This window comes from Mycobacteroides chelonae CCUG 47445, from assembly GCF_001632805.1.
GTDB classification, from domain to species: domain Bacteria; phylum Actinomycetota; class Actinomycetes; order Mycobacteriales; family Mycobacteriaceae; genus Mycobacterium; species Mycobacterium chelonae.
Genome location: NZ_CP007220.1, coordinates 4,152,596 through 4,171,698, shown reverse-complemented (window position 1 = coordinate 4,171,698; position 19,103 = coordinate 4,152,596). Strand labels below are relative to the sequence as shown.

The 19,103-nt window shown below is 64.3% G+C and carries 17 protein-coding genes; 16 read left to right on the top strand and 1 reads right to left on the bottom strand.

Translation table 11 applies throughout. The features are described 5' to 3' along the window. Positions 1-5: 5 nt before the first annotated feature. Complete coding sequence (locus BB28_RS20500; protein WP_046254834.1) at positions 6-755, bottom strand: SDR family NAD(P)-dependent oxidoreductase; 750 nt, start codon at positions 753-755, stop codon at positions 6-8. A 312-nt stretch (positions 756-1,067) separates the two neighbouring features. Here BB28_RS20500 and BB28_RS20495 point away from each other — a divergent pair, with 312 nt between their 5' ends. The 16 genes from BB28_RS20495 (at position 1,068) to BB28_RS20420 (ending at position 19,074) form a co-directional block, all read left to right on the top strand. Beyond that, positions 1,068-2,306, top strand: a complete 1,239-nt coding sequence (locus BB28_RS20495; RefSeq protein WP_046254833.1) for an ROK family transcriptional regulator — start codon at positions 1,068-1,070, stop codon at positions 2,304-2,306. A gap of 138 nt (positions 2,307-2,444) precedes the next feature. Continuing rightward, positions 2,445-2,906 (top strand): SRPBCC family protein, encoded by a 462-nt coding sequence (locus BB28_RS20490; RefSeq protein WP_046254832.1) that lies wholly within the window; start codon positions 2,445-2,447, stop codon positions 2,904-2,906. A gap of 64 nt (positions 2,907-2,970) precedes the next feature. Then, a complete protein-coding gene (gene mshA / locus BB28_RS20485; protein WP_046254831.1) occupies positions 2,971-4,302 on the top strand; it encodes a D-inositol-3-phosphate glycosyltransferase in 1,332 nt (443 codons plus the stop codon). Further along, a complete protein-coding gene (locus BB28_RS20480; RefSeq protein WP_046254830.1) occupies positions 4,299-4,802 on the top strand; it encodes a type III secretion system chaperone family protein in 504 nt (167 codons plus the stop codon). The genes mshA and BB28_RS20480 overlap by 4 nt, the downstream gene beginning before the upstream one ends. Positions 4,803-4,879: 77 nt before the next feature. Further along, a complete protein-coding gene (locus tag BB28_RS20475; RefSeq protein WP_046254829.1) occupies positions 4,880-6,454 on the top strand; it encodes an AMP-binding protein in 1,575 nt (524 codons plus the stop codon). A gap of 51 nt (positions 6,455-6,505) precedes the next feature. Beyond that, positions 6,506-7,060, top strand: coding sequence for a pyridoxamine 5'-phosphate oxidase family protein (locus BB28_RS20470; protein WP_046254828.1), 555 nt, complete (start codon positions 6,506-6,508; stop codon positions 7,058-7,060). Positions 7,061-7,183: 123 nt separating this feature from the next. Then, positions 7,184-8,104, top strand: a complete 921-nt coding sequence (locus BB28_RS20465; RefSeq protein ID WP_046254827.1) for an SDR family NAD(P)-dependent oxidoreductase — start codon at positions 7,184-7,186, stop codon at positions 8,102-8,104. After that, entirely contained in the window at positions 8,104-10,143 is a 2,040-nt protein-coding gene (locus BB28_RS20460; protein ID WP_046254826.1) for an alpha/beta hydrolase fold domain-containing protein, read from the top strand. The genes BB28_RS20465 and BB28_RS20460 overlap by 1 nt, the downstream gene beginning before the upstream one ends. 12 nt (positions 10,144-10,155) lie before the next feature. Beyond that, complete coding sequence (locus BB28_RS20455) at positions 10,156-11,097, top strand: reductase (RefSeq protein WP_046254825.1); 942 nt, start codon at positions 10,156-10,158, stop codon at positions 11,095-11,097. Beyond that, on the top strand, positions 11,094-12,635 hold the full coding sequence (locus BB28_RS20450) for a flavin-containing monooxygenase (protein ID WP_046254824.1): 1,542 nt from the start codon (positions 11,094-11,096) through the stop codon (positions 12,633-12,635). Before BB28_RS20455 ends, BB28_RS20450 begins: the two co-directional genes overlap by 4 nt. Before the next feature lie 132 nt (positions 12,636-12,767). Next, positions 12,768-14,096 carry a phthiocerol/phthiodiolone dimycocerosyl transferase family protein gene (locus BB28_RS20445; protein ID WP_052740302.1) on the top strand — a complete coding sequence of 443 codons (1,329 nt, stop codon included), beginning with the start codon at positions 12,768-12,770 and terminating at the stop codon, positions 14,094-14,096. 56 nt (positions 14,097-14,152) lie between these two features. Next, on the top strand, positions 14,153-14,683 hold the full coding sequence (locus BB28_RS20440) for a hypothetical protein (RefSeq protein ID WP_126315432.1): 531 nt from the start codon (positions 14,153-14,155) through the stop codon (positions 14,681-14,683). A 43-nt stretch (positions 14,684-14,726) separates the two neighbouring features. Next, positions 14,727-15,497: a phosphoglyceromutase gene (locus BB28_RS20435; RefSeq protein ID WP_046254822.1), complete on the top strand. Its 771-nt coding sequence runs from the start codon at positions 14,727-14,729 to the stop codon at positions 15,495-15,497. A gap of 150 nt (positions 15,498-15,647) precedes the next feature. Beyond that, positions 15,648-16,961, top strand: a complete 1,314-nt coding sequence (locus tag BB28_RS20430) for a sensor histidine kinase (RefSeq protein ID WP_046254821.1) — start codon at positions 15,648-15,650, stop codon at positions 16,959-16,961. After that, the gene (locus tag BB28_RS20425; RefSeq protein WP_030096443.1) at positions 16,958-17,644 is read left to right on the top strand and encodes a response regulator transcription factor; all 687 of its coding nucleotides are present in this window, start codon (positions 16,958-16,960) and stop codon (positions 17,642-17,644) included. Before BB28_RS20430 ends, BB28_RS20425 begins: the two co-directional genes overlap by 4 nt. 149 nt (positions 17,645-17,793) lie before the next feature. Next, on the top strand, positions 17,794-19,074 hold the full coding sequence (locus BB28_RS20420; RefSeq protein ID WP_046256022.1) for a TetR/AcrR family transcriptional regulator: 1,281 nt from the start codon (positions 17,794-17,796) through the stop codon (positions 19,072-19,074). Positions 19,075-19,103 lie beyond the last annotated feature (29 nt).

Here is a 19,103-nt window from a genome sequence, read left to right as displayed (position 1 = left end):
CATGTTCAGTCGCGTGTCGCCCTGCGGGTCGAGGAGGCCTGATCCCGCGGTTTGACGACGATCTGGTCCAGGTTGACGTGCGAGGGCCGCGACGCCACGAACGCGATGATCTCGGCAACGTCCTCGGCAATCAGCGGAGTGATGCCCCGGTAGACGGCATCGGCCCGGTCCTGGTCGCCGTCGAAACGCACCACCGAGAATTCGGTTTCCACCGCACCCGGAGCGACCTCGGTGAGCCGCACCGGCTTTCCCAGGAGTTCACCGCGCAGTGTGCGGTGCAGCGCGGCCTGCGCGTGCTTGGCCGAGGTGTATCCGCTGCCGCCGTCGTACACATCCAGCGCGGCGATGGAGGTGACGGTGACGATCAGTCCGTCGCCGGAAGCGATCAGTTTGGGCAGCAGGGCGCGAGTCACCTGCAGGGTGCCCACCACATTGGTCTCCCACATCCAGCGCCAGTGCTCCAGATCCGCGTCCAGCACCGATTCCAGGCCCCACGCACCGCCGGCGTTATTGACCAGCACATCCACCCGATCCAGGCTCTGTGCAAGGGCGGCAACCGAATCGGCGTCGGTGACATCGAGCACAACCGCGGTGCCCCCGATTTCCCCGGCCAGTGCGCTGACGCGGTCTTCGCGCCGAGCCGCAACGACGACATGAAAGCCAAGGGCTGCAAGTGATTTCGCGGTTGCTGCACCGATTCCGGAGCTGGCGCCGGTAACGACCGCGACCCGGCCGTCGAACGTGGGATTGGTCATGGACGCCACTGTAGTCAGGGAGCGGCAATGGGCCGCTAGTAGGACATTGCCTCGTAGGGATGCTAAATTGCGCCTGTGTCCATCAAGCGCGCCGCCGAACCCCGGGTCACTTTCGTGATCGCGGGTATTGGTTCTCGGCTGCCGCTGGCTCGCGAGCTGTGTTGTCGCTGCGTCTGTCGCTGCGCCTAGTTTCTGCACGTCTTTCTTGACGTCCCGGGTGCGGTATCGCCCCAGTTCACAACACCATTAGCCATCAGTAGCCCGCGTTTCAGTCTTCGTCTGAACCCGGCCCCCCGCCAAAGGACCCTTCTCATGACTTCTCCGGTTCGCCGACCAGTTTCCCGCCACCAGATTCACCCGCCCGCCCTGTACATCGGCGATAGCGCCGCGTCCTCTGTGTTCCGTGCCGCACGTGTGCGCGGACCCGTGGCTCGCGATGCGATTGCGCAGGTCACAGGCCTTTCCATTGCTACCGTCAACCGGCAGGTGACGGCCCTGCTAGACGCCGGGCTGCTGCGTGAACGTGCCGATCTGGCGGTCTCCGGCGCCATCGGCCGTCCCCGGGTGCCGGTGGAGCTCAACCATGAACCCTTCTTGACGCTCGGTATTCACATCGGTGCCCGCGCCACCAGCATCGTGGCCACCGACCTGTTCGGACGGACCCTGGATGTGGTGGAAACCCCCACGCCAAACGGTCCGCAGGGTGCCGCGCTGGCTTCGCTGGCCGGAAGTGCGCAGCGGTACCTGGCCCGCTGGCACCGGCGTCGCCCGCTGTGGATCGGGGTAGCCACCGGTGGTGTGGTCGACGGACCGGCCGGGACGGTTGATCACCCCCGTCTGGGCTGGACCGAGGCTCCCGTCGGTCGGGTCTTCGCCGACACGCTGGGTCTGCCGGTATCGGTGGCCTCGCACGTGGATGCGATGGCGGGCGCAGAGCTGCTGCTGGGGCTGCGGCGTTTCGCGGCGCGTTCCCTGACGAGCCTGTACGTATATGCCCGTGAGACAGTCGGTTTCGCGCTGGCCATCGACGGGCGGGTGCACAGCCCGTCCAGCGGTCCGGGCACTATTGCGGCGCTGCCGGTTGATTCCGAGTTACTCGGCGGCACCGGCAAGTTGGAGACCACCGTGAGTGACGAGGCAGTGTTGGCCGCCGCACGCAGGCTGCGCATCGTGCCCGCAGGTGACGGTGTGTCGGTGAGCGCGGTATACAAGGCCGCGCGTGGCGGCAATGACTCTGCGCGGCAACTGCTTTCCGAACGTGGTCGGGTGCTGGGGCAGTCGGTGGCGTTGCTGCGCGACATCCTGAACCCCGACGAGGTGATCGTCGGTGGGCAGGCCTTCACCGAATACCCCGAGGTGATGAACGACGTCGAAACCGCCTTCCTGGATCGATCGACGTTGTCCAAGCGCGATATTCGTGTGACGGCGTTCGGTAACCGGGTCCAGGAGGCCGGTGCCGGTGTGGTGTCCCTGGGAGGATTGTTCGCCGATCCGCTGGGTGCCATGCGACGGGCATCGGCCCGGCGCTCGGAGACCTCGGCACTGGCCTAGGGCTCGTCATGCGCCGGGAGTGACGCTATGGCGGGAATTCCCGTGGTTTTCCGCCATAGCCTCACAGATGCGATGTGGTTGCTGGGATTTTGGCCGCGAAGCCACGACTCGGGGCCAAAAGGTGATAGGCATGTGCGCATGACGCATATCCACCACGTGTCCTCCGCGAAGGTGCCGATGGCATACGCCTTCGACTACATCAGTGATGCGCACCATCTGGCGGAGTGGATGTTCGGGATCGAGCACGTTCGTTTTGTGAATGACGTGCCACGGGGGCTCGGAGCGAAATACGACATCGCCATCAACCTCGGTGCCACGCTCCGGTCGACGATCGAGGTGACGGGGTGGGACCCCGACACCCTGTTCACCACCGAGTCGCGCTCCGGGATCGACAACCAGATCGAATGCCGGTTCCGGCCGATATCCGATGACGAAACCGAGCTAGAGATCAACATCGACTACCGGCTGCCGGGCGGGCTCGCCGGGCGTGCGCTGGGCAAGGTCATCTCGCCGTTCATTTCGCTGGCCATCACGCATTCGGATGAGAAGCTGCGCAAGATCCTGGAAGAGGGATACCGCCAGAAGATCGCTACGCGTTGAGGCTCAAGTCGCTGGTAGGAGTGCTGCGCGCCGATAGCTTGTGCGCAAGTGACAAGATGGCAGTGTGCTTAGTGGCGATGAGTTCGCGCGCCGGGCGGTTTCGGCGCTGAAGCCGCGCCGCATCGCCGTCCTATCCGTACATACCTCGCCACTGGCCCAGCCGGGCACGGGCGATGCCGGCGGCATGAACGTCTACGTGCTGCAAACGGCCCTGCAACTGGCGCGCCGGGGTGTCGCCGTCGACATCTTCACCCGGGCCACCGCCTCCTCCGATGAGCCGGTGGTATCCGTCGCCGACGGGGTGACGGTGCGCAATATCGTCGCGGGCCCGTTCGAGGGCCTGGACAAGTACGACCTGCCCACCCAGCTGTGCGCGTTCACCGCTGGGGTGTTGCGCGCCGAGGCGGTCCACGAGCCCGGCTACTACAACCTGGTTCACTCGCACTACTGGCTTTCCGGCCAGGCGGGCTGGCTGGCCCGGGACCGGTGGGGCGTTCCATTGGTTCACACCGCGCATACGCTCGCCGCGGTGAAGAATCGGACGCTCGCCGAGGGAGACCGTCCGGAGCCCGCGTTGCGTGCGGTGGGGGAGCAGCAGGTGGTGGATGAGGCCGACCGGCTCATCGTCAACACCAAAGATGAAGCCGAGCAGCTGGTTTCGATACATGCTGCAGACCCCGGCCGCATCGATATCGTGCATCCCGGTGTTGACTTGGACGTGTTCACGCCCGGAGACAAGGCGGCGGCACGCGCCGAGCTCGGCCTGCGAGCCGATGAACAGATCGTCGCCTTTGTCGGAAGAATTCAGCCGCTCAAGGCTCCCGACCTGCTAGTACGTGCGGCCCAGCAGCTGCCAGGGGTACGAGTTCTCATCGTCGGTGGGCCCTCCGGCAGCGGCCTGGACGAGCCCACGGCGTTGCAGGATCTCGCCGCGGATCTCGGCATCGCGGACCGTGTCACCTTCCTGCCGCCGCAGTCGAGAGAGCGGCTTGCCCAGGTGTATCGGGCGGCCGATATCGTTGCGGTGCCCAGCTATTCGGAATCATTTGGCCTAGTGGCGATCGAGGCTCAAGCGTGTGGCACCCCGGTGGTGGCGGCCGACGTGGGAGGCCTTCCGGTAGCCGTCGCGGATCAACGCACCGGTCTGCTGGTTCCGACGCATCGCACCAAGGACTGGGCGGATGCCATCGGGAACTTGTTGGCGCGTAATGGTTCCGAGCTCAGCCAGGCGGCCGCTGCGCACGCCGCGGGCTTCTCCTGGTCCAGCACCGCCGACGCCCTGCTGGCCAGCTATAGCCGCGCCATCGCTGATTACCGCGCACCACAAAGGCCCGCAACGCAGCGTGCGCCGCGTGCGCGATTCCGGTCGCGCCGGTTGTCCGGGTTGCGGCGATGACCACTGCGGGCGAGGCCTACGCCACCATCGTGCGGACGCTGGTAGACCGGGAGGTCGCCTTTACCGAGCACCACGGGCCGGACGGCAAACCGGCGTTGATCGTGGAGCTGCCGGGCGAACGCAAGCAGAAGATCACCACGATGCTCAGCCCGGGTGAGCATGCCGTGCGCGTCGAGGTGTTCGTTTGTCGCCGACCCGACGAGAACACCGAGGGCGTTTACCGCTACCTGCTCAAACGCAACCGCCGCTTGTACGCCGTCGCGTACACGATCGACAACATGGGCGACATCTACCTGGTGGGTCGGCTGCCGCTGCCTGCGGTTACCCCGGATGAGATCGACAGGTTGCTCGGACAGGTGCTGGAAGCCGTGGACAACGACTTCAATATCTTGCTGGAGTTGGGATTCAAGACGTCCATTCAGAAGGAATGGGCGTGGCGTACTTCGCGGGGCGAGTCGTTGAAGAACCTCGAGGCCTTCGAGCATCTCATCGAGGATTGACCGTCGTCGGACAGAAGTGGCCCGAAGACGCAAGGACCATCAGCACGGACTAGACGCGGCGTGCAAGACTGTCCGGCGTGACGTTTCGTAGCCCTCTGCCCGACGTTTCCATTCCCGACTGCTCGGTCTACGAGTACGTATTCGGGGACACAGGCGTAGACGACAGTCGTGTCGCGCTTATCGACGGGCTTTCCGGTGCGCAGACCACCTTTGGCGAGTTGCGGTCGCAGGTCGACGCCACCGCGGCGGGTTTAGCCGCCCGCGGGTTCGGCCTCGGCGATGTCGCAGCGGTCTTCCTGCCGAACTGCTCGACGTTCGCGGTGGTGTTGCACGGCATCTTGCGTGCGGGTGGTACCGCCAGCACCGTCAACGTGTTGTATACCGCCGAGGAACTGGCCAAGCAGCTCATCGATTCCAAGGCGCAGCTTGTCTTCACGGTGTCGCCACTGCTGTCGCGCGCGTTGGAGGCCGCGGAGATCGCGGGCATTGATGCTGCCAACGTGATCACCATCGACCCCGTCGAGGGGCGTCTCTCGCTGGCCGACATCGTGCGGCCCGATCTGGCGCCGCCGGAGGTTTCGTTTGACCCGGCAACGCATTTGGCAGTGCTGCCGTATTCCTCGGGAACCACCGGCAAGGCCAAGGGCGTCATGCTCACCCACTACAATCTGGTCGCCAACATCGCGCAGGCCAAACACCTGTACGGAGTGGAGCAAGGCGACCGGGTGCTGGCCGTCCTTCCGTTCTTCCACATCTACGGCCTGGTCGTACTGCTCAACGTGCAGCTCAAGCTGGGCGCCGAGCTGGTGATTCTGCCGCGCTTCGAGCTCGATACCTTCCTGGGTTCTATCGCCAACTACCGCGTGGACCACGTCTTCGTGGCGCCGCCGGTGGCGGTGGTGCTGGCCAAGCATCCGGATGTCGATAAGCACGACGTTTCCTGCTTGCGGTCGGTGTTCTCCGGCGCCGCTCCGTTGGACGAACAGCTGGGCAATGCCGTTGCCGCACGACTCAATTGCCGCGTCAGCCAGGGTTATGGCATGACCGAGTTGAGCCCTGTCAGCCATCTCATCCCGCCGGGCCGGCCCGATATTCCGCTGAACTCGGTGGGTATTCCGGTGCCGAACACCGAGAACAAGCTCATCGACACCGAGACCGGTGCGGAGATCGATGTACCGGCCGAAGGCGAGAGTGCCCCCGGCGAGCTGCTGGTACGGGGCCCCAATGTGATGGCCGGTTACCTCGGCAACGAGGAGGCCACCGCGGCGACAATCGAGCCCGACGGCTTCCTGCACACCGGAGATATCGCTGTCGTGCGCGCCGACGGAGTGGTGACGATCGTCGACCGGCTCAAGGAGCTCATCAAGTACAAGGGCTACCAGGTGCCGCCCGCGGAATTGGAGGCGCTGCTGCTGTCCCACCCGGGCATCGGCGACGCCGCCGTGATCGGCGTTCCCGACCCTTCCAGTGGTGAGATTCCCAAGGCGTTTGTCGTGCGCACCGATTCCGACCTCACCGATGAGGCGGTCATGGCCTTCGTCGAGCAGAAAGTCGCTCCGCACAAGCGGATTCGGCAGGTGGAGTTCATCGACGCTATCCCCAAGAGCGCGGCGGGCAAGATCCTGCGCAAGGACCTGCGCGCGCGTATCTGACCTGCGAAATCCGCTGGCGGATTCTCAGACTCGAGTGGCACCCTGGACCGCATGGGTCATGTGTACGACGAGATCGACGACAAGCTCGCTCGGTGGCTGACCGAGCAGCCGGTGTTCTTCGTGGGCACCGCGCCCTCCGGCCCGGACGGGCATGTCAACGTCTCCCCCAAGGGCATGGCCGGGACCTTCGCGGTGCTCGGTCCGCACCGGGTGGGCTACCTGGACTACTTCGGTAGCGGTGCGGAGACCATCGCGCACGTGCGGGACAACGGGCGCATCGTGCTCATGTTCTGCTCGTTCGACAAGCGCTGCCGCATCATCAGGCTCCATGGCACCGCGCGTGTGGTGCAGTTCAACGAGCCTGAGTACCCGGAACTTCGCAGCCACTTCACCCAGGAACTCGAAAAGGGTGCGCGTTCAATCATTTTGGTTGATGTCGCCCGGGTGGCCGATTCGTGCGGCTATTCGGTTCCGCTGATGGACTTCGTGGGGCATCGCGACGTGTACGAGAAGCACATCGAGAAGGTGCCCGAGGAGAAGATGACTCTGGAGAGCGCGCTGGAGAAAAACGGCAGCTCGATCGATGGCCTGACTGCTCTGCGATAGTCTGCGCGCGGTACGACTAACCCGACATTAATCTCGCCGGACCCTTGACAAGCAGTCGGGTGTGACAGACGCTTGGTTTACGTTTACCAGTGATGCGTAAGCGACAAGCGAAGGGTGATGCCAATGACGGCACCCGACGCGGGAGCCTACCCGCGCCGACGTCCAAAGGTCAGCTACGGGGCCAGCGCAGTGGTGACGGGCGCGGGCAGCGGTATCGGCAGAGGGTTCGCAGAGGCCATCGTGGCCCGTGGAGGCCGGGTGGTGTGCGCCGACATCAACCTGGCCCGCGCGCAGGAGACCGCCGACCAGCTCGGGCGGATCAGCGCGCACCCGGTCGCCTGTGATGTCAGCTCGTACGACGAGATTGTCAGGCTGGCCGATGTCGCGACCGACTGGCTGGGGTGCGCCCCGGATCTGGTGATCAACAATGCGGGGATTGGAACCGGCGGTAAACCCATCGGTGAGGTGTCGATGGACGACTGGAACGCCACCATCGGCATCAACATGTGGGGAATGATCTACGGCTGCCAGGTCTTCACGCCCCTGCTGCGTGAACAGGGATTCGGCGGCATCATCAACGTGTCGTCGGCCGCCAGCTTCGCGGCCGCGCCACTGATGGGTCCCTATAACGTCAGCAAGGCCGCCGTGCTCTCGCTGTCGGAGACGCTGCGTGCCGAGCTGGCCGGTAGCGGAGTGCGCGTGACCGTGCTGTGCCCCACGGCGGTCAAAACCAACATCCTGGACAGCGCGCGCATCCCCGGGTCACTGAGCAACCTCGCGAGCACCGCATTCAAATGGGTTGGGGTATCGCCGGAATGGATCGCTAAGACCACCCTCAACGCGCACGACCGGGGGCGGCTCTATGTGGTGCCGCAGCCCGATGCCAAACTCATCTGGGCTATGAAACGACATGCGCCCGTGCCCTATTCGTGGGGTGCGGGAATCATCTCGCGACTGGGCCGATTGCTTCCCGATGACACCGAGCCGCGCGAGTTATGGGATAGCGCCTACGAACAGGAGTCCTCGGTCAAGGTGGTGCGGTGATGTCCGGCCCGGTACTGCCGGTCGTCATCGTGGGCGCCGGATACACCGGTTTGGGCACCGCGGTGGGCCTGCAGGAGGCAGGGATCACCGGCTTCACCGTGCTCGACCGCGCCCGCCCGGAACCGGGGAGCTGGCGTGACGACACCATTGCCCTGTTCGGGCTCGGTTCCCAGGTGACGTTTGGCAGCGAGGTCACCCGGATCGCGCTTGACGATGACGTATGGATCGTGGATTTAGAAGGCGGACAACGTGTCACCGCACATACGGTGGTGCTGGCCACCGGGTCGGTGGGGGGTAGTCCGGACATCCCGGGACTCGACGGGTACACCGGAAAGGTCCTCGATGCCGCCAAGGTCGGTGACGGTGCGGGGCTCGCTGGGCTGCGGGTCGCGGTGGTGGGCAACAGTGCCGCCGCCGCGTCGATTCTGCCGGTAGTGGTGCGAAATGCTGCCAGTGTCAAACTTTTTCAGAGCTCACCCGATTGGATACTGCCCCGGCCGAGTGGCCGGATCGGGCAACTTCTGGACCGCACGCTACGCGACGAGACACGCCAGGCCTGGTTCTCGGGTAGACGGCCCAAATCGCGCGGGCTGCTCGAAGTGGTGGCCCAGCGCAACCTACGCCGGCGCGTGCCGGACCCCTGGATTCGGCGTCAGCTGACGCCGTTAAGGCTCACCGGTCGCCCCAACGTCGTGGTGACCGATGAGTTCCTTACCGCATTGCAGGCGCGCAACTGCAAGCTGGTTACCTGGCCGATTGCGCGGTTCAGCAGCGGGGGTATCCGCACCGCCGAAGGCATCGACCACCAATGCGATGCGGTTGTTTTCGCGTCCAGCCCGGATGCGGGCTCGAGCACCGAGAGGGTGTCGGTGCTGGGGACGCGGCGTCGGAAGCTGAAGCAGGCGGGCAGCATCCCGACCACGGTGGCCGGTTTCCCGAACTTGTTCATCGCCGATCCGCCGACGACCGAACCGAGTCGCGACAGTGCGCGCAAGACGCAGGCACGGATCAACGCGGTAGTCGGCGGAGTGTCGCTCGCATTGCGCTCGCTGGACGCCACCGGAGCCGTGGTTGCCGAGGCCTCACGGCGCACCAAGGCCACCGCAGCGCTCACCGCCATAGGATTGCGGCCAGTGCTGTCCCGAGCCCGCCTGGACAAAACGGGTAAGCCGGGCGTGCTGCTGGCCCGGCAGATCGTCTCGACCATCATGGCGATCGGTGGATCGATGCCCCGCGGTACCGAGGTGGCTCGATTGAGGGATCCGCTACGGGGAGAATGGGTTCGGGCAGGCGCGGCACTCAGCGCCGATGATCCCGGTCCGGTCATCTTGTACGTCCACGGCAGCGGCTACGTTATCTGCTCGGCGAAAACTCACCGTTCGATGGTCGCGCGCCTCTCGGAGGCGACGGGGCTGCCGGCCTTCACCGTCGACTACCGGCTGGCACCCGAACATGTCTTCCCGGCTGCTGCCGACGATGTCCGGGCCGCCTATGACTGGTTACTGGAACGTGGCCACGCTGCCCAGGACATTGTGGTCGCCGGTGATTCGGCGGGTGGCCATCTCGCGGTGGACCTGCTCATCGAGAATCACCGGCTGGGTGTGCCCCAGCCGGGCGCGATGGCATTGTTCTCGCCCCTGCTGGACCTGACGCTCGGGCTGGCCGCCGAACGCGAAAAGACGCAGCCCGACCCTGTCATCACCGCGGCTGCCGCCAAACACCTGGTGGACAAATACACCCATGCTGAGCCCGCGGATTCGCCACGCTTACGCCTGAGCTTTCCGCCCGGTATCTCGTTGCCGCCCACTCTTATTCAGGCAGGTGGAGTCGAGTTTCTGGCCGCCGACGCACAGCAGCTGGCACACATGATCGAGCAGGCCGGCGGGCAGTGCGATCTGCAGGTCTGGCCCGGCCAGATCCATGTTTTCCAGGCGTTGCCCCGGTTGATTCCGGAGGCCAACCCGGCGTTGAGCGAGGCGGCCCGATTCATCACCGGGGTGCTGACCCATCAGCCGTCACGCACGGCCCGGACCGCATAGGAAGGACGAGAGATGGCCATTGTTCTGGAAGACATGCTGCAGACCATCAAGGACAAACAGTGGGCCCTGGCCGATGTGGACTGGGATGCACCCGGTGCCGAGCAGATCACCGATGAGCAGCGTCCCAAGCTGAAGGCCTTCATGGCCGATCTGGTGTGGATCGAGAACATCGGTGCGCGCGGCTTTTCGGCGTTGGCCAAAAAAGCCCCCAACGAGACGCTCGCGGAGATCTATCGATACTTCCATGCCGAAGAGCAAAAGCACGCGAATGCCGAGCTGGCATTGATGCGGCGCTGGGGCATGCTCGAGCAGGATGAAGTGCCCGTCCCCAATGTGAACGTGCGCTTGGCCATTGAATGGCTGGACCGCTACTCGGACGGGCTGTCGCTGACCGTGTTGGGCACCATCATCCCGTTACTGGAAGTGGCCCTGGATGGCGCGCTGCTGAAATTCCTGCTGGAGGAGGTCAACGACCCGATCTGCCACCAGGCCTTCCGGCATATCAATTCCGACGAATCACGCCATTTGGCAGTCGATTTCCATGTGTTGGACATGATGGGTCAGGGCAATCTGCGCCGCGTCATCATCGAGAATGTCGCTACCGTGCTCAACCCGTCGCTGCTCATGGGTCTGCTCCTGGGGCTCGGCACCGGGATCCCGCTGATCAACCGGATCAAGGGCAATCTGATTGGCATGGGCCTGCGTGAGCAGCGCCTGTACGACGCGATGGAGCGGTTCGTCAACGTCGGCAGCCGTGGCAAGGGCACGCGATTGCTGGTGTACCAGGTACTGCGGCTTGGTGCGGCGATGATCACCAATGCGCAGAACCCTCTGCACGGCCCGTATCACGCGGTGGCCAACACCATGGTCAAGCTGTCCGACTATTACCCCAAGCGCTGGCTTGCCGAACAGCCGAGCTGGTCCAAGGAACTTACCTACGAGGTCAGCGCATGAGCGACCAACCTGATCACTATGTCGCCGTCATCGGTGCCGGGCTGGCCGGATTCGGTATCGGGTTGGAGCTGCGCCGGCGCGGTATCGACGACTTCGTCATCTACGAGCGTATGGACGGCGTCGGCGGTACCTGGCGCCAGAACGTCTACCCGGGTATCGGAGTAGACATTCCGGCACAGGCCTACCAGTTTCGTCATGCTCTGAACCCGGATTGGACCAGGTTCTACGCCAAGGGCGGAGAGGTGCTCAGCTACATCGAGCGGCTGTACCGGGAAAACGACGTGCAGCGTTTCGTCAGATTTGGCAGCGATGTCGGTGCGCGCACCTGGGACGAGGCCGCGAAGTTGTGGCGGCTTCGGGTCAATGGGCAGGAGGTGACGGCCAGATTCGTCGTCGTCGCGGCGGGCCCATTTCCCGAGCCCAAACCGGCAGAACTGAAGGGGCTTGACGACTTCCGCGGCACCGTCCTGCGTTCGGCGGCCTGGGACCACAGCGTGGACCTGAAGGGCAAGCGTGTCGCCATCATCGGCACCGGGGCCAGTGCTGTGCAGATCATTCCGGAGATCGCACGTGAAGTCGGCCATCTCGACGTCTATCAGCGGACCCCGATCTGGGTCTTCCCCAAGATCGACCCGAGCATGCCGGCGCCGGTGCGGGCACTGTTCCGCCGGATACCGAGGACTCAGCGGTTGCTTCAGGAGGGCCTGGAATTCATCGTGGGCGGTGCGCTTGTCTACGGGGTGCTCAATGCCGGTCGCCTGGGCAACACCCCAGGGGCGCTGCGTTGGCTGCTCGGTAATGTCTCGTACCGGCTGCAGGTGCCCGATAAGGAGTTACGGGCCAGGCTGACCCCCGACTACGACTTCGGGTGTAAGCGCCCCGCCACCTCCAACACCTATCTGCCGACCTTCAACCGGGCGAACGTGGAGCTGGTTACCGATCCGATCGACACCATCACCGCCGACGGCGTTCGTACTGCCGCGGGCGTGGAACGAGAGATCGACGCCTTGATCCTCGCCACCGGATTCCGGTTGTTCTTCGACCCGCAGGTGTATCGGGATCGGCCGGTGATCGGTCGGGGCGGCTTCGATCTCGCCGAGTTCTATCAGAATCACCCGCCGCAGAGTTATCACGGCTTCTCCATACCGGGATTGCCCAACAGTTTCAACGTCTTTGGGCAATACGGCTGGACCGGTGGCACGTACCACAGCGTGGTCGACACCGCCGCAATCCATATCGGGCGGGTCATCGGCGAGGCCCAACGGCTCGGGGCCACCGACGTCGAGGTGCGTGCCGACGCGGCCGACGCGTGGACCAGGGATGCGCGGTCGCGCTACACGTACTCGCTGTTCCAGACCGGTAATTGCACCACTGCCAACAGCTACTACTTCGACCACAACGGCGAATCCGCGTACATCAGGCCTCAGACGACGCAGGCCGCACGCCGGTCGTCGCAGGCGTTCCCGCTCGATGACTATGCCTTCGCGGGTCAGGTAGGACCCGCCCGGACGGTCGCGGCGGCGGCAATCGCCGAGTAGCGGACATCGCGGGCATGGGGTTGACGCCCTGACCTGCGTTGATGCCGCGGTACGTGGCAAGATGATAAGTATCGGGTACTTTCAGTATCGATAACTTTGTGTATCGAGTACCTGGCTTGTCAAAGGAGCTTCATGCCCGAGCTGTTGCCCCCGCGTGTTCTCGCGCCTTCGGAGTCGTTATTCGTCGTCTCGGGTGCCACGGTTGCTCAACATTGCTACGGCACGGGTGTGCTGGAGGATGCCGCGCTCGAGGGGGCTCTCGGCGACCTCGTGGACATGTACCCAGTGTTGGGTGGTCGAATCCATGTGTCGCGCAGAGGTTTTGAACTCCGATTTACGGGTGGTGAACGTCCGGTCGCCGTGTTCGGCGATGTCAGTGATGCCGCTGTCGAAGACTATGTCCTGACCGGTAAGTCGGCGTTACCTGTTGGGCAGGTCTGCGCGCTGCGCGTGTACCGGTCGGGCGAGAAGTTCCGCATGACGTTGCTCTTGCATCACGCCATCGCCGATGCCGACGCGGCTCTGGCATACCTGCATGACCTGTGGAGTCTCTACACGGGGCGAACGCGCGCAGTCAACGGCATCAGCGGGTTGGTCGGTGCGCCGCCGCATCCCATTCCGGCGAGCTCGGAGACTCTGCTGCGAGCGCGCGGCTACACCGAATCGCCGTCCCGGCAGATGATGGACCTTCGTCCCGCGTACCGCGGGCCCGAATGGGTCTGGACCGCGTTCCGGCCACGCCGTGCCCAACGGGCGCGTGTTCACCTGTCGGTGGAGCAGACCGATCGACTCCTTGAGGTAGGGCGTGCGCACGGGGTCACGCTCAACGGACTCATCAGCGCTGCGCTGGTGCTCGCCGAGCGCGAGATATCAGGGAAAAGTCAACTACCCGTGGCAGTTTCCTCATTTGTGAATCTGCGCTCCCGGATCGACCCGCCGGTCGCTGCTACGGAGGGCACCAATGTGCTGGGCATTGCCGAGACGATCCTCGAGGTGGACCGAGGCAGCGACGCGCTCGAGCTTGCCCGTCACGTCACCACGGATATCCGCGAGGGGTTGCGAACCACCCGCATTCACCAAACGGCATTTGTCCGTGGCGATTTCCGGCGGGCGCTGTCGCTGGCCAGACGGTACTTCCTTCTGGTGCCCATGGGAGGTTTGGTCCCCACCTTCACCGCCATCCAGATCACCAACTGGGGGCGCGTGGCGGACTTCACAACACCAGACGGGGTGGATATCAACGATTTCCGTTGCGGTGTCGAGCTTCATGCCGTGAGCGCGTTCATCGCGACACGGGGCATCGCGATGGTTGAGGGACGCATCTACTTCATCACCAGCTACAACGGGCGTCTGAGTATCGACTTCACCAAGCTCGTGGCCGGCAAGAACACCGCGCGGCGAATTGAGCAGATACTGCAGTCCGAGATCGAGAAGTTAATTCCGGTAAAGGTTTTCGACTGAATCGTCAAACACGCATCCCGTGGCCAGTGGTCTCGATGATTGCAGGAGGTGCCGAAGTGAAGTCGCTCTTCGACTCGTCTGGCTGGGGCCGCGAGCAGATGGGATTCACCGATGACGCCGAACTCTTCGAGATCGCGGCGGCAGCGGTGGGCACCGCCGCGTCCGCGGGCCTCTCGCCCCGGGCTGTCACCGCGGTGTTTTTCGCCTGCGATACCGGAATGGACGGCGGCGACCCCGTCTACATCCAGCACGTCCAGTTCTTTGAAGCGACCATCGCCGAGGAGGTCCTCCTGGACATGGTCGTTCAGGAACTCGGCGCTGCACCGCCCGCACATCTCGATGACCCCGCCGCGCGGACGGTGAACATGTTGTCCGCGGCAATGAGGGTCCCGGAGCCGCCGTCGGCCAGGTGGTCGGGCGCGGTGGTGGCACTTCATGTCGCAAACGCGCTCAACGTGCTGCGCGTCCGCGTAGGGGTGGTGCGCGACCCCGTCGCATGCCGATACTCCGCGCGCGAACTCGTGACCAACGCGTCCGCGGTGGTTCGAGACATGCGCTGCGCCGATCTGAACAGGGGACTGGGTTGATACGTCGGGAGCAGCTGGGCAGCCACATGAGAGACTGGCGCTCATGAGCGGCGAGACCTCCAATCAGGCAAGCGGAGCCACCCTTATCCTGCTGCGCCACGGTGAGAGCCAGTGGAATGCGAAGAACCTGTTCACCGGCTGGGTCGACGTCGACCTGACCGAAAAGGGCAGATCAGAGGCCCAGCGCGGTGGCGAGCTGTTGGCTCAGCAGGGGCTGCTGCCGGACATCCTGTTCACCTCGCTGCTGCGCCGCGCGATCAACACCGCGCATTTGGCCCTCGACACCGCTGATCGGCTCTGGATCCCGGTAGTACGGGACTGGCGCCTCAACGAGCGGCACTACGGTGCGCTGCAGGGTCTGGACAAGGCCGAAACCAAGGCCAAGTACGGCGAGGACCAGTTCATGGCCTGGCGCCGCAGCTACGACACCCCGCCGCCACCCATCGAGCGGGGCAGCCACTACAGCCAGGATCAGGACCCTCGCTACGCCGATATCGGCGGCGGACCGCTCACCGAATGCCTGGCCGATGTGGTGGCGCGATTCGTGCCGTACTACGAGGAGGCCATTGTGCCGGAACTTCGTGCGGGTAAGACGGTTCTGGTTGCCGCCCACGGTAATTCGCTACGGGCCCTGGTGAAGTACCTCGACGGGATCTCCGATGAGGAGATCGTGGGACTGAACATCCCCACGGGTATTCCGTTGCGGTACGACCTTGACGAGAACCTCAAACCGATCACGGCAGGTGGGGTTTACCTGGATCCGGAGGCAGCTGCCGCCGGAGCCGCAGCGGTAGCCAATCAGGGCGCTAAATAGCCTTCCTGGTGAGCCTGACCCACCAAAACTTCGCCAATCGGCGAATATTCGGTGAACTCACGCCTAACACCTGTGCGGGAATGTGTGACTTGCTCGGCATTTAGCCGCACGCTGCTGGGGTGACGTTCACCGAATGCGTACGCTTTTCGCGTGACCGCCTCATCGGGCTCTCTGGTTGTGATCGTGACGATCGCAGCCGTCGTGGCGCTTGCTGCGGGTGCGGTGCTGGGCGCGTGGTACTCGCGCCGCTCTTCGACCCACCGCGCGGTCCGGAAAGGTTCGCAGGTAGCCCAGAGCGGTTTGACCGTTTCCCAGATGCTCGAGCGCATTGTCGCCATCTCACCGACCGGAATTGTCGTCGTCGACAAACACCAGGACGTCGTCCTGGTCAATGCCCGTGCGCGGGAGCTGGGCCTGGTACGCGACCGCCAGCTCGACGAGCAGGCATGGACCGCCGCCCAACGGACGCTGGCCACCGGTGAGGCCGTCGAAGTGGATCTGACCACCAAGCCGAAGGCGCCGGGTCGCGCGGGGTTCTCGCTGCGCGGGCATGTGCGCAGGCTCTCCGATGCCGATCCGCGCTGGGCCGTCATCTATGTCGACGACGACTCCGAGCATGTCCGCATGGAGGCCACCCGCCGCGATTTCGTGGCCAATGTCAGTCATGAGCTCAAGACGCCTGTCGGCGCGATGGGCGTGCTCGCCGAGGCACTACTGGAATCCTCGGACGAACCCGAGACCGTGCAGCATTTCGGCGAGCAGGTTCTCGCGGAGTCTCGCCGCCTGGGCAACATGGTTACCGAACTCATCGCGCTCTCCCGGCTGCAGGGTGCCGAGAAACTTCCCGATCTGGAGGTCGTCGACGTCGACTTCGTGGTGTCCGAAGCGTTGAGCCGGTCCAAGGTGGCCGCCGAGAATGCCGATATCGCGGTCACCACGGACGCGCCCAGCGGTTTCGAGGTGCGCGGTGACCCCACGCTGCTCATCACCGCGATCAGCAATCTGGTGGCCAACGCCATTGCCTACTCGCCGCACGGATCGCCGGTGTCGATCAGCCGCCGGCGCCGGGGCGACAAGATCGAGATTGCCGTCACCGACCGTGGCATCGGGATCGCCAAGGAACATCAGGAACGCGTCTTTGAACGGTTCTTCCGGGTCGACAAGGCGCGCTCCCGCGACACCGGCGGCACCGGGTTGGGTCTGGCGATCGTCAAGCATGTGGCTGCCAATCACAACGGCGCCATCAAGCTATGGAGCCAGCCCGGCACCGGGTCGACCTTCACGCTGTCCCTCCCGGTGTATGAGGAAGAGGATGACGTGATCGAGGAATCCGCAGACGGCCCGCAAGCAGATCAACCCACCCCCCGCAAAGACGCGACCAACCAAGCCCCGCCGCACGCACCAACCAGCCGCTTACGCGAGGAGCGTCAAGCGACTACACGAGAGGAACATGTACGTCGATGACCAGTGTCTTGATTGTTGAGGACGAAGACTCGCTGGCCGATCCACTGGCCTTCCTACTGCGCAAGGAGGGCTTCGAGGCGACCATCGTCAACGACGGGCCCTCAGCGCTCGCCGAATTCGAACGTGCCGGTGCCGACATCGTGCTGCTGGACCTGATGCTGCCCGGAATGAGCGGTACCGATGTGTGCAAGCAGCTGCGCGCCAAGTCCAGCGTTCCGGTGATCATGGTGACCGCACGCGACAGTGAGATCGACAAGGTCGTCGGGCTGGAGCTTGGGGCCGACGACTACGTGACCAAGCCGTACTCAGCGCGCGAGCTCATCGCCCGCATTCGCGCCGTGTTGCGCCGCGGATCGGATTCCGAAGAGACCACCGCGGGCGATGGCGTCTTGGAGGCCGGCCCGGTCCGCATGGATGTCGATCGGCACACGGTGTCGGTGAACGGGGAAGCGATCACCCTGCCGCTCAAGGAGTTCGACCTGCTCGAATACCTGATCCGGAACAGCGGGCGGGTACTTACCCGCGGTCAGTTGATCGACCGTGTGTGGGGTGCCGACTATGTCGGCGACACCAAGACACTTGACGTACACGTCAAGCGGCTGCGCTCCAAGATCGAGTCGGATCCGGCCAATCCGGTGCACCTGGTGACGGTGCGCGGCCTGGGCTACAAGCTGGAGGGCTGACCGCTCACCGCAGGGGCCATCACGTACGTGTTTAGACTTTGACGGCATCGAGGCGTTCGTAATTGTGGGACGCTCCGGTTTCGGTTCGGTCAGACACGTCGATGGAGCAGCGAGTGGCGCAGGATCCGCCTCGCCGAGGACGCCCCCCGGTGTCCGGGCTTGCCGACAAACGCCGTCAGCAGATAGTCGACGCGGCCTTTTCGGCCTTCACCGAAAACGGCTATGAGCAGACCAGCATGTCCGATATAGCGGGCCGTGCCGGCATGGGACAAGGCACTGTCTACCGATACGTTGACAGCAAGCGCGAGGTTCTCGACCTGGTCTTCGACTATGCCGTAGAACGCCTCGTCGACACCCTGGCGCTCGACGACTTTCTCGAGGTAGTCGGCGGAACCGGCGGCATCGAAGAACGAAACGACATCATCATGGAGGGCGGGCGCCGCCTCTACGCGCTGGTGGATCAGGAGCCTGCGCTGCTCAAACTTCTGACCGTCCAGTCGGCCGCCGCCGACAAGGAGCTCAAGCAGCGAGTCCTCGGTATCCAGTCGATGCTCGACTCCTACGTGCAGCGGGGCCTGGACGGCGGCCGCCGTGCCGGATGGCTGGCCGAGGACGCACAGAACCACGCCGTGCTCGCACGGCTCTTGCCGGCCCTGGTGCTGCCCGGTTTTCTGCTCGCCCAAAGCCGGCACGATAACCCCGGTACCCGAGAACGTTTCGTGAGTACCGCTTCGCAGATCGCCGAAAGCGGCATTTTGCGTGAGGGCGTGATCCTGGAGTCGAGCGCGGGGCACAGCGCGTCGGAAACCGTTGATTCCGTGCATGTTCCGGTGCCTGTCGCGGCCGATCGCCGCAATGAGCTGCTCGATGCGGCGCTCGGCTGCTTTCTGTCCGATGGATATCACGCTGTCGGGGTGAACGAGATTGTCGAGCGACTCGGGGTCAGCCACGGCACGTTCTACAACTACTACCAGAACAAACGCGACCTGCTCGATGCGCTGATGGTTCGTGAGTTCTCGGCCATGGAGCCCGTCCTGTCGCGGCCGGTTGGCCGTCTGGATGCCCGTCAGGACATCGAAAACGCTCTCGCGCAAGGATTTACAAACGCGTTGGAGGCGGTGGCCGAAAGGCTGCCCGCATTGATCTTCGTGTGCACGGAAGCGGCCGGAGTGGATCCGGAGGCACTGCAGTCGATCATTCAGTTCTTCCGCTTCGCCTCGGTGCGTAGTGAGCAGTCCGTGTATTCGATGATCGGTGCCGACCGGATAAACCCGTCGATCGATACCGAGTTCCTCGGCCAGGCCTTTGTGTCCTTGCTGGTCGGCGCCGTCACCCTCGTCGTCGATGACGACGGCCGGACCGACCGTATCGATGAGTACGCGCGGGCCATCACGCACTTTTTGCTTTATGGTCTGAATCCAGCGCCCTAGGTCGGTGCGGCAATGAAGGAGCATCCCAT

Excerpts from the sequence above, each read along its gene's own strand:
- BB28_RS20500 (WP_046254834.1), bottom strand. The coding sequence starts at position 755 with ATGACCAATCCCACGTTCGACGGCCGGGTCGCGGTCGTTACCGGCGCC.
- BB28_RS20495 (WP_046254833.1), top strand. The coding sequence starts at position 1,068 with ATGACTTCTCCGGTTCGCCGACCAGTTTCCCGCCACCAGATTCACCCG.
- BB28_RS20490 (WP_046254832.1), top strand. The coding sequence starts at position 2,445 with ATGACGCATATCCACCACGTGTCCTCCGCGAAGGTGCCGATGGCATAC.
- BB28_RS20480 (WP_046254830.1), top strand. The coding sequence starts at position 4,299 with ATGACCACTGCGGGCGAGGCCTACGCCACCATCGTGCGGACGCTGGTA.
- BB28_RS20470 (WP_046254828.1), top strand. The coding sequence starts at position 6,506 with ATGGGTCATGTGTACGACGAGATCGACGACAAGCTCGCTCGGTGGCTG.
- BB28_RS20465 (WP_046254827.1), top strand. The coding sequence starts at position 7,184 with ATGACGGCACCCGACGCGGGAGCCTACCCGCGCCGACGTCCAAAGGTC.
- BB28_RS20460 (WP_046254826.1), top strand. The coding sequence starts at position 8,104 with ATGTCCGGCCCGGTACTGCCGGTCGTCATCGTGGGCGCCGGATACACC.
- BB28_RS20455 (WP_046254825.1), top strand. The coding sequence starts at position 10,156 with ATGGCCATTGTTCTGGAAGACATGCTGCAGACCATCAAGGACAAACAG.
- BB28_RS20450 (WP_046254824.1), top strand. The coding sequence starts at position 11,094 with ATGAGCGACCAACCTGATCACTATGTCGCCGTCATCGGTGCCGGGCTG.
- BB28_RS20445 (WP_052740302.1), top strand. The coding sequence starts at position 12,768 with ATGCCCGAGCTGTTGCCCCCGCGTGTTCTCGCGCCTTCGGAGTCGTTA.
- BB28_RS20435 (WP_046254822.1), top strand. The coding sequence starts at position 14,727 with ATGAGCGGCGAGACCTCCAATCAGGCAAGCGGAGCCACCCTTATCCTG.
- BB28_RS20425 (WP_030096443.1), top strand. The coding sequence starts at position 16,958 with ATGACCAGTGTCTTGATTGTTGAGGACGAAGACTCGCTGGCCGATCCA.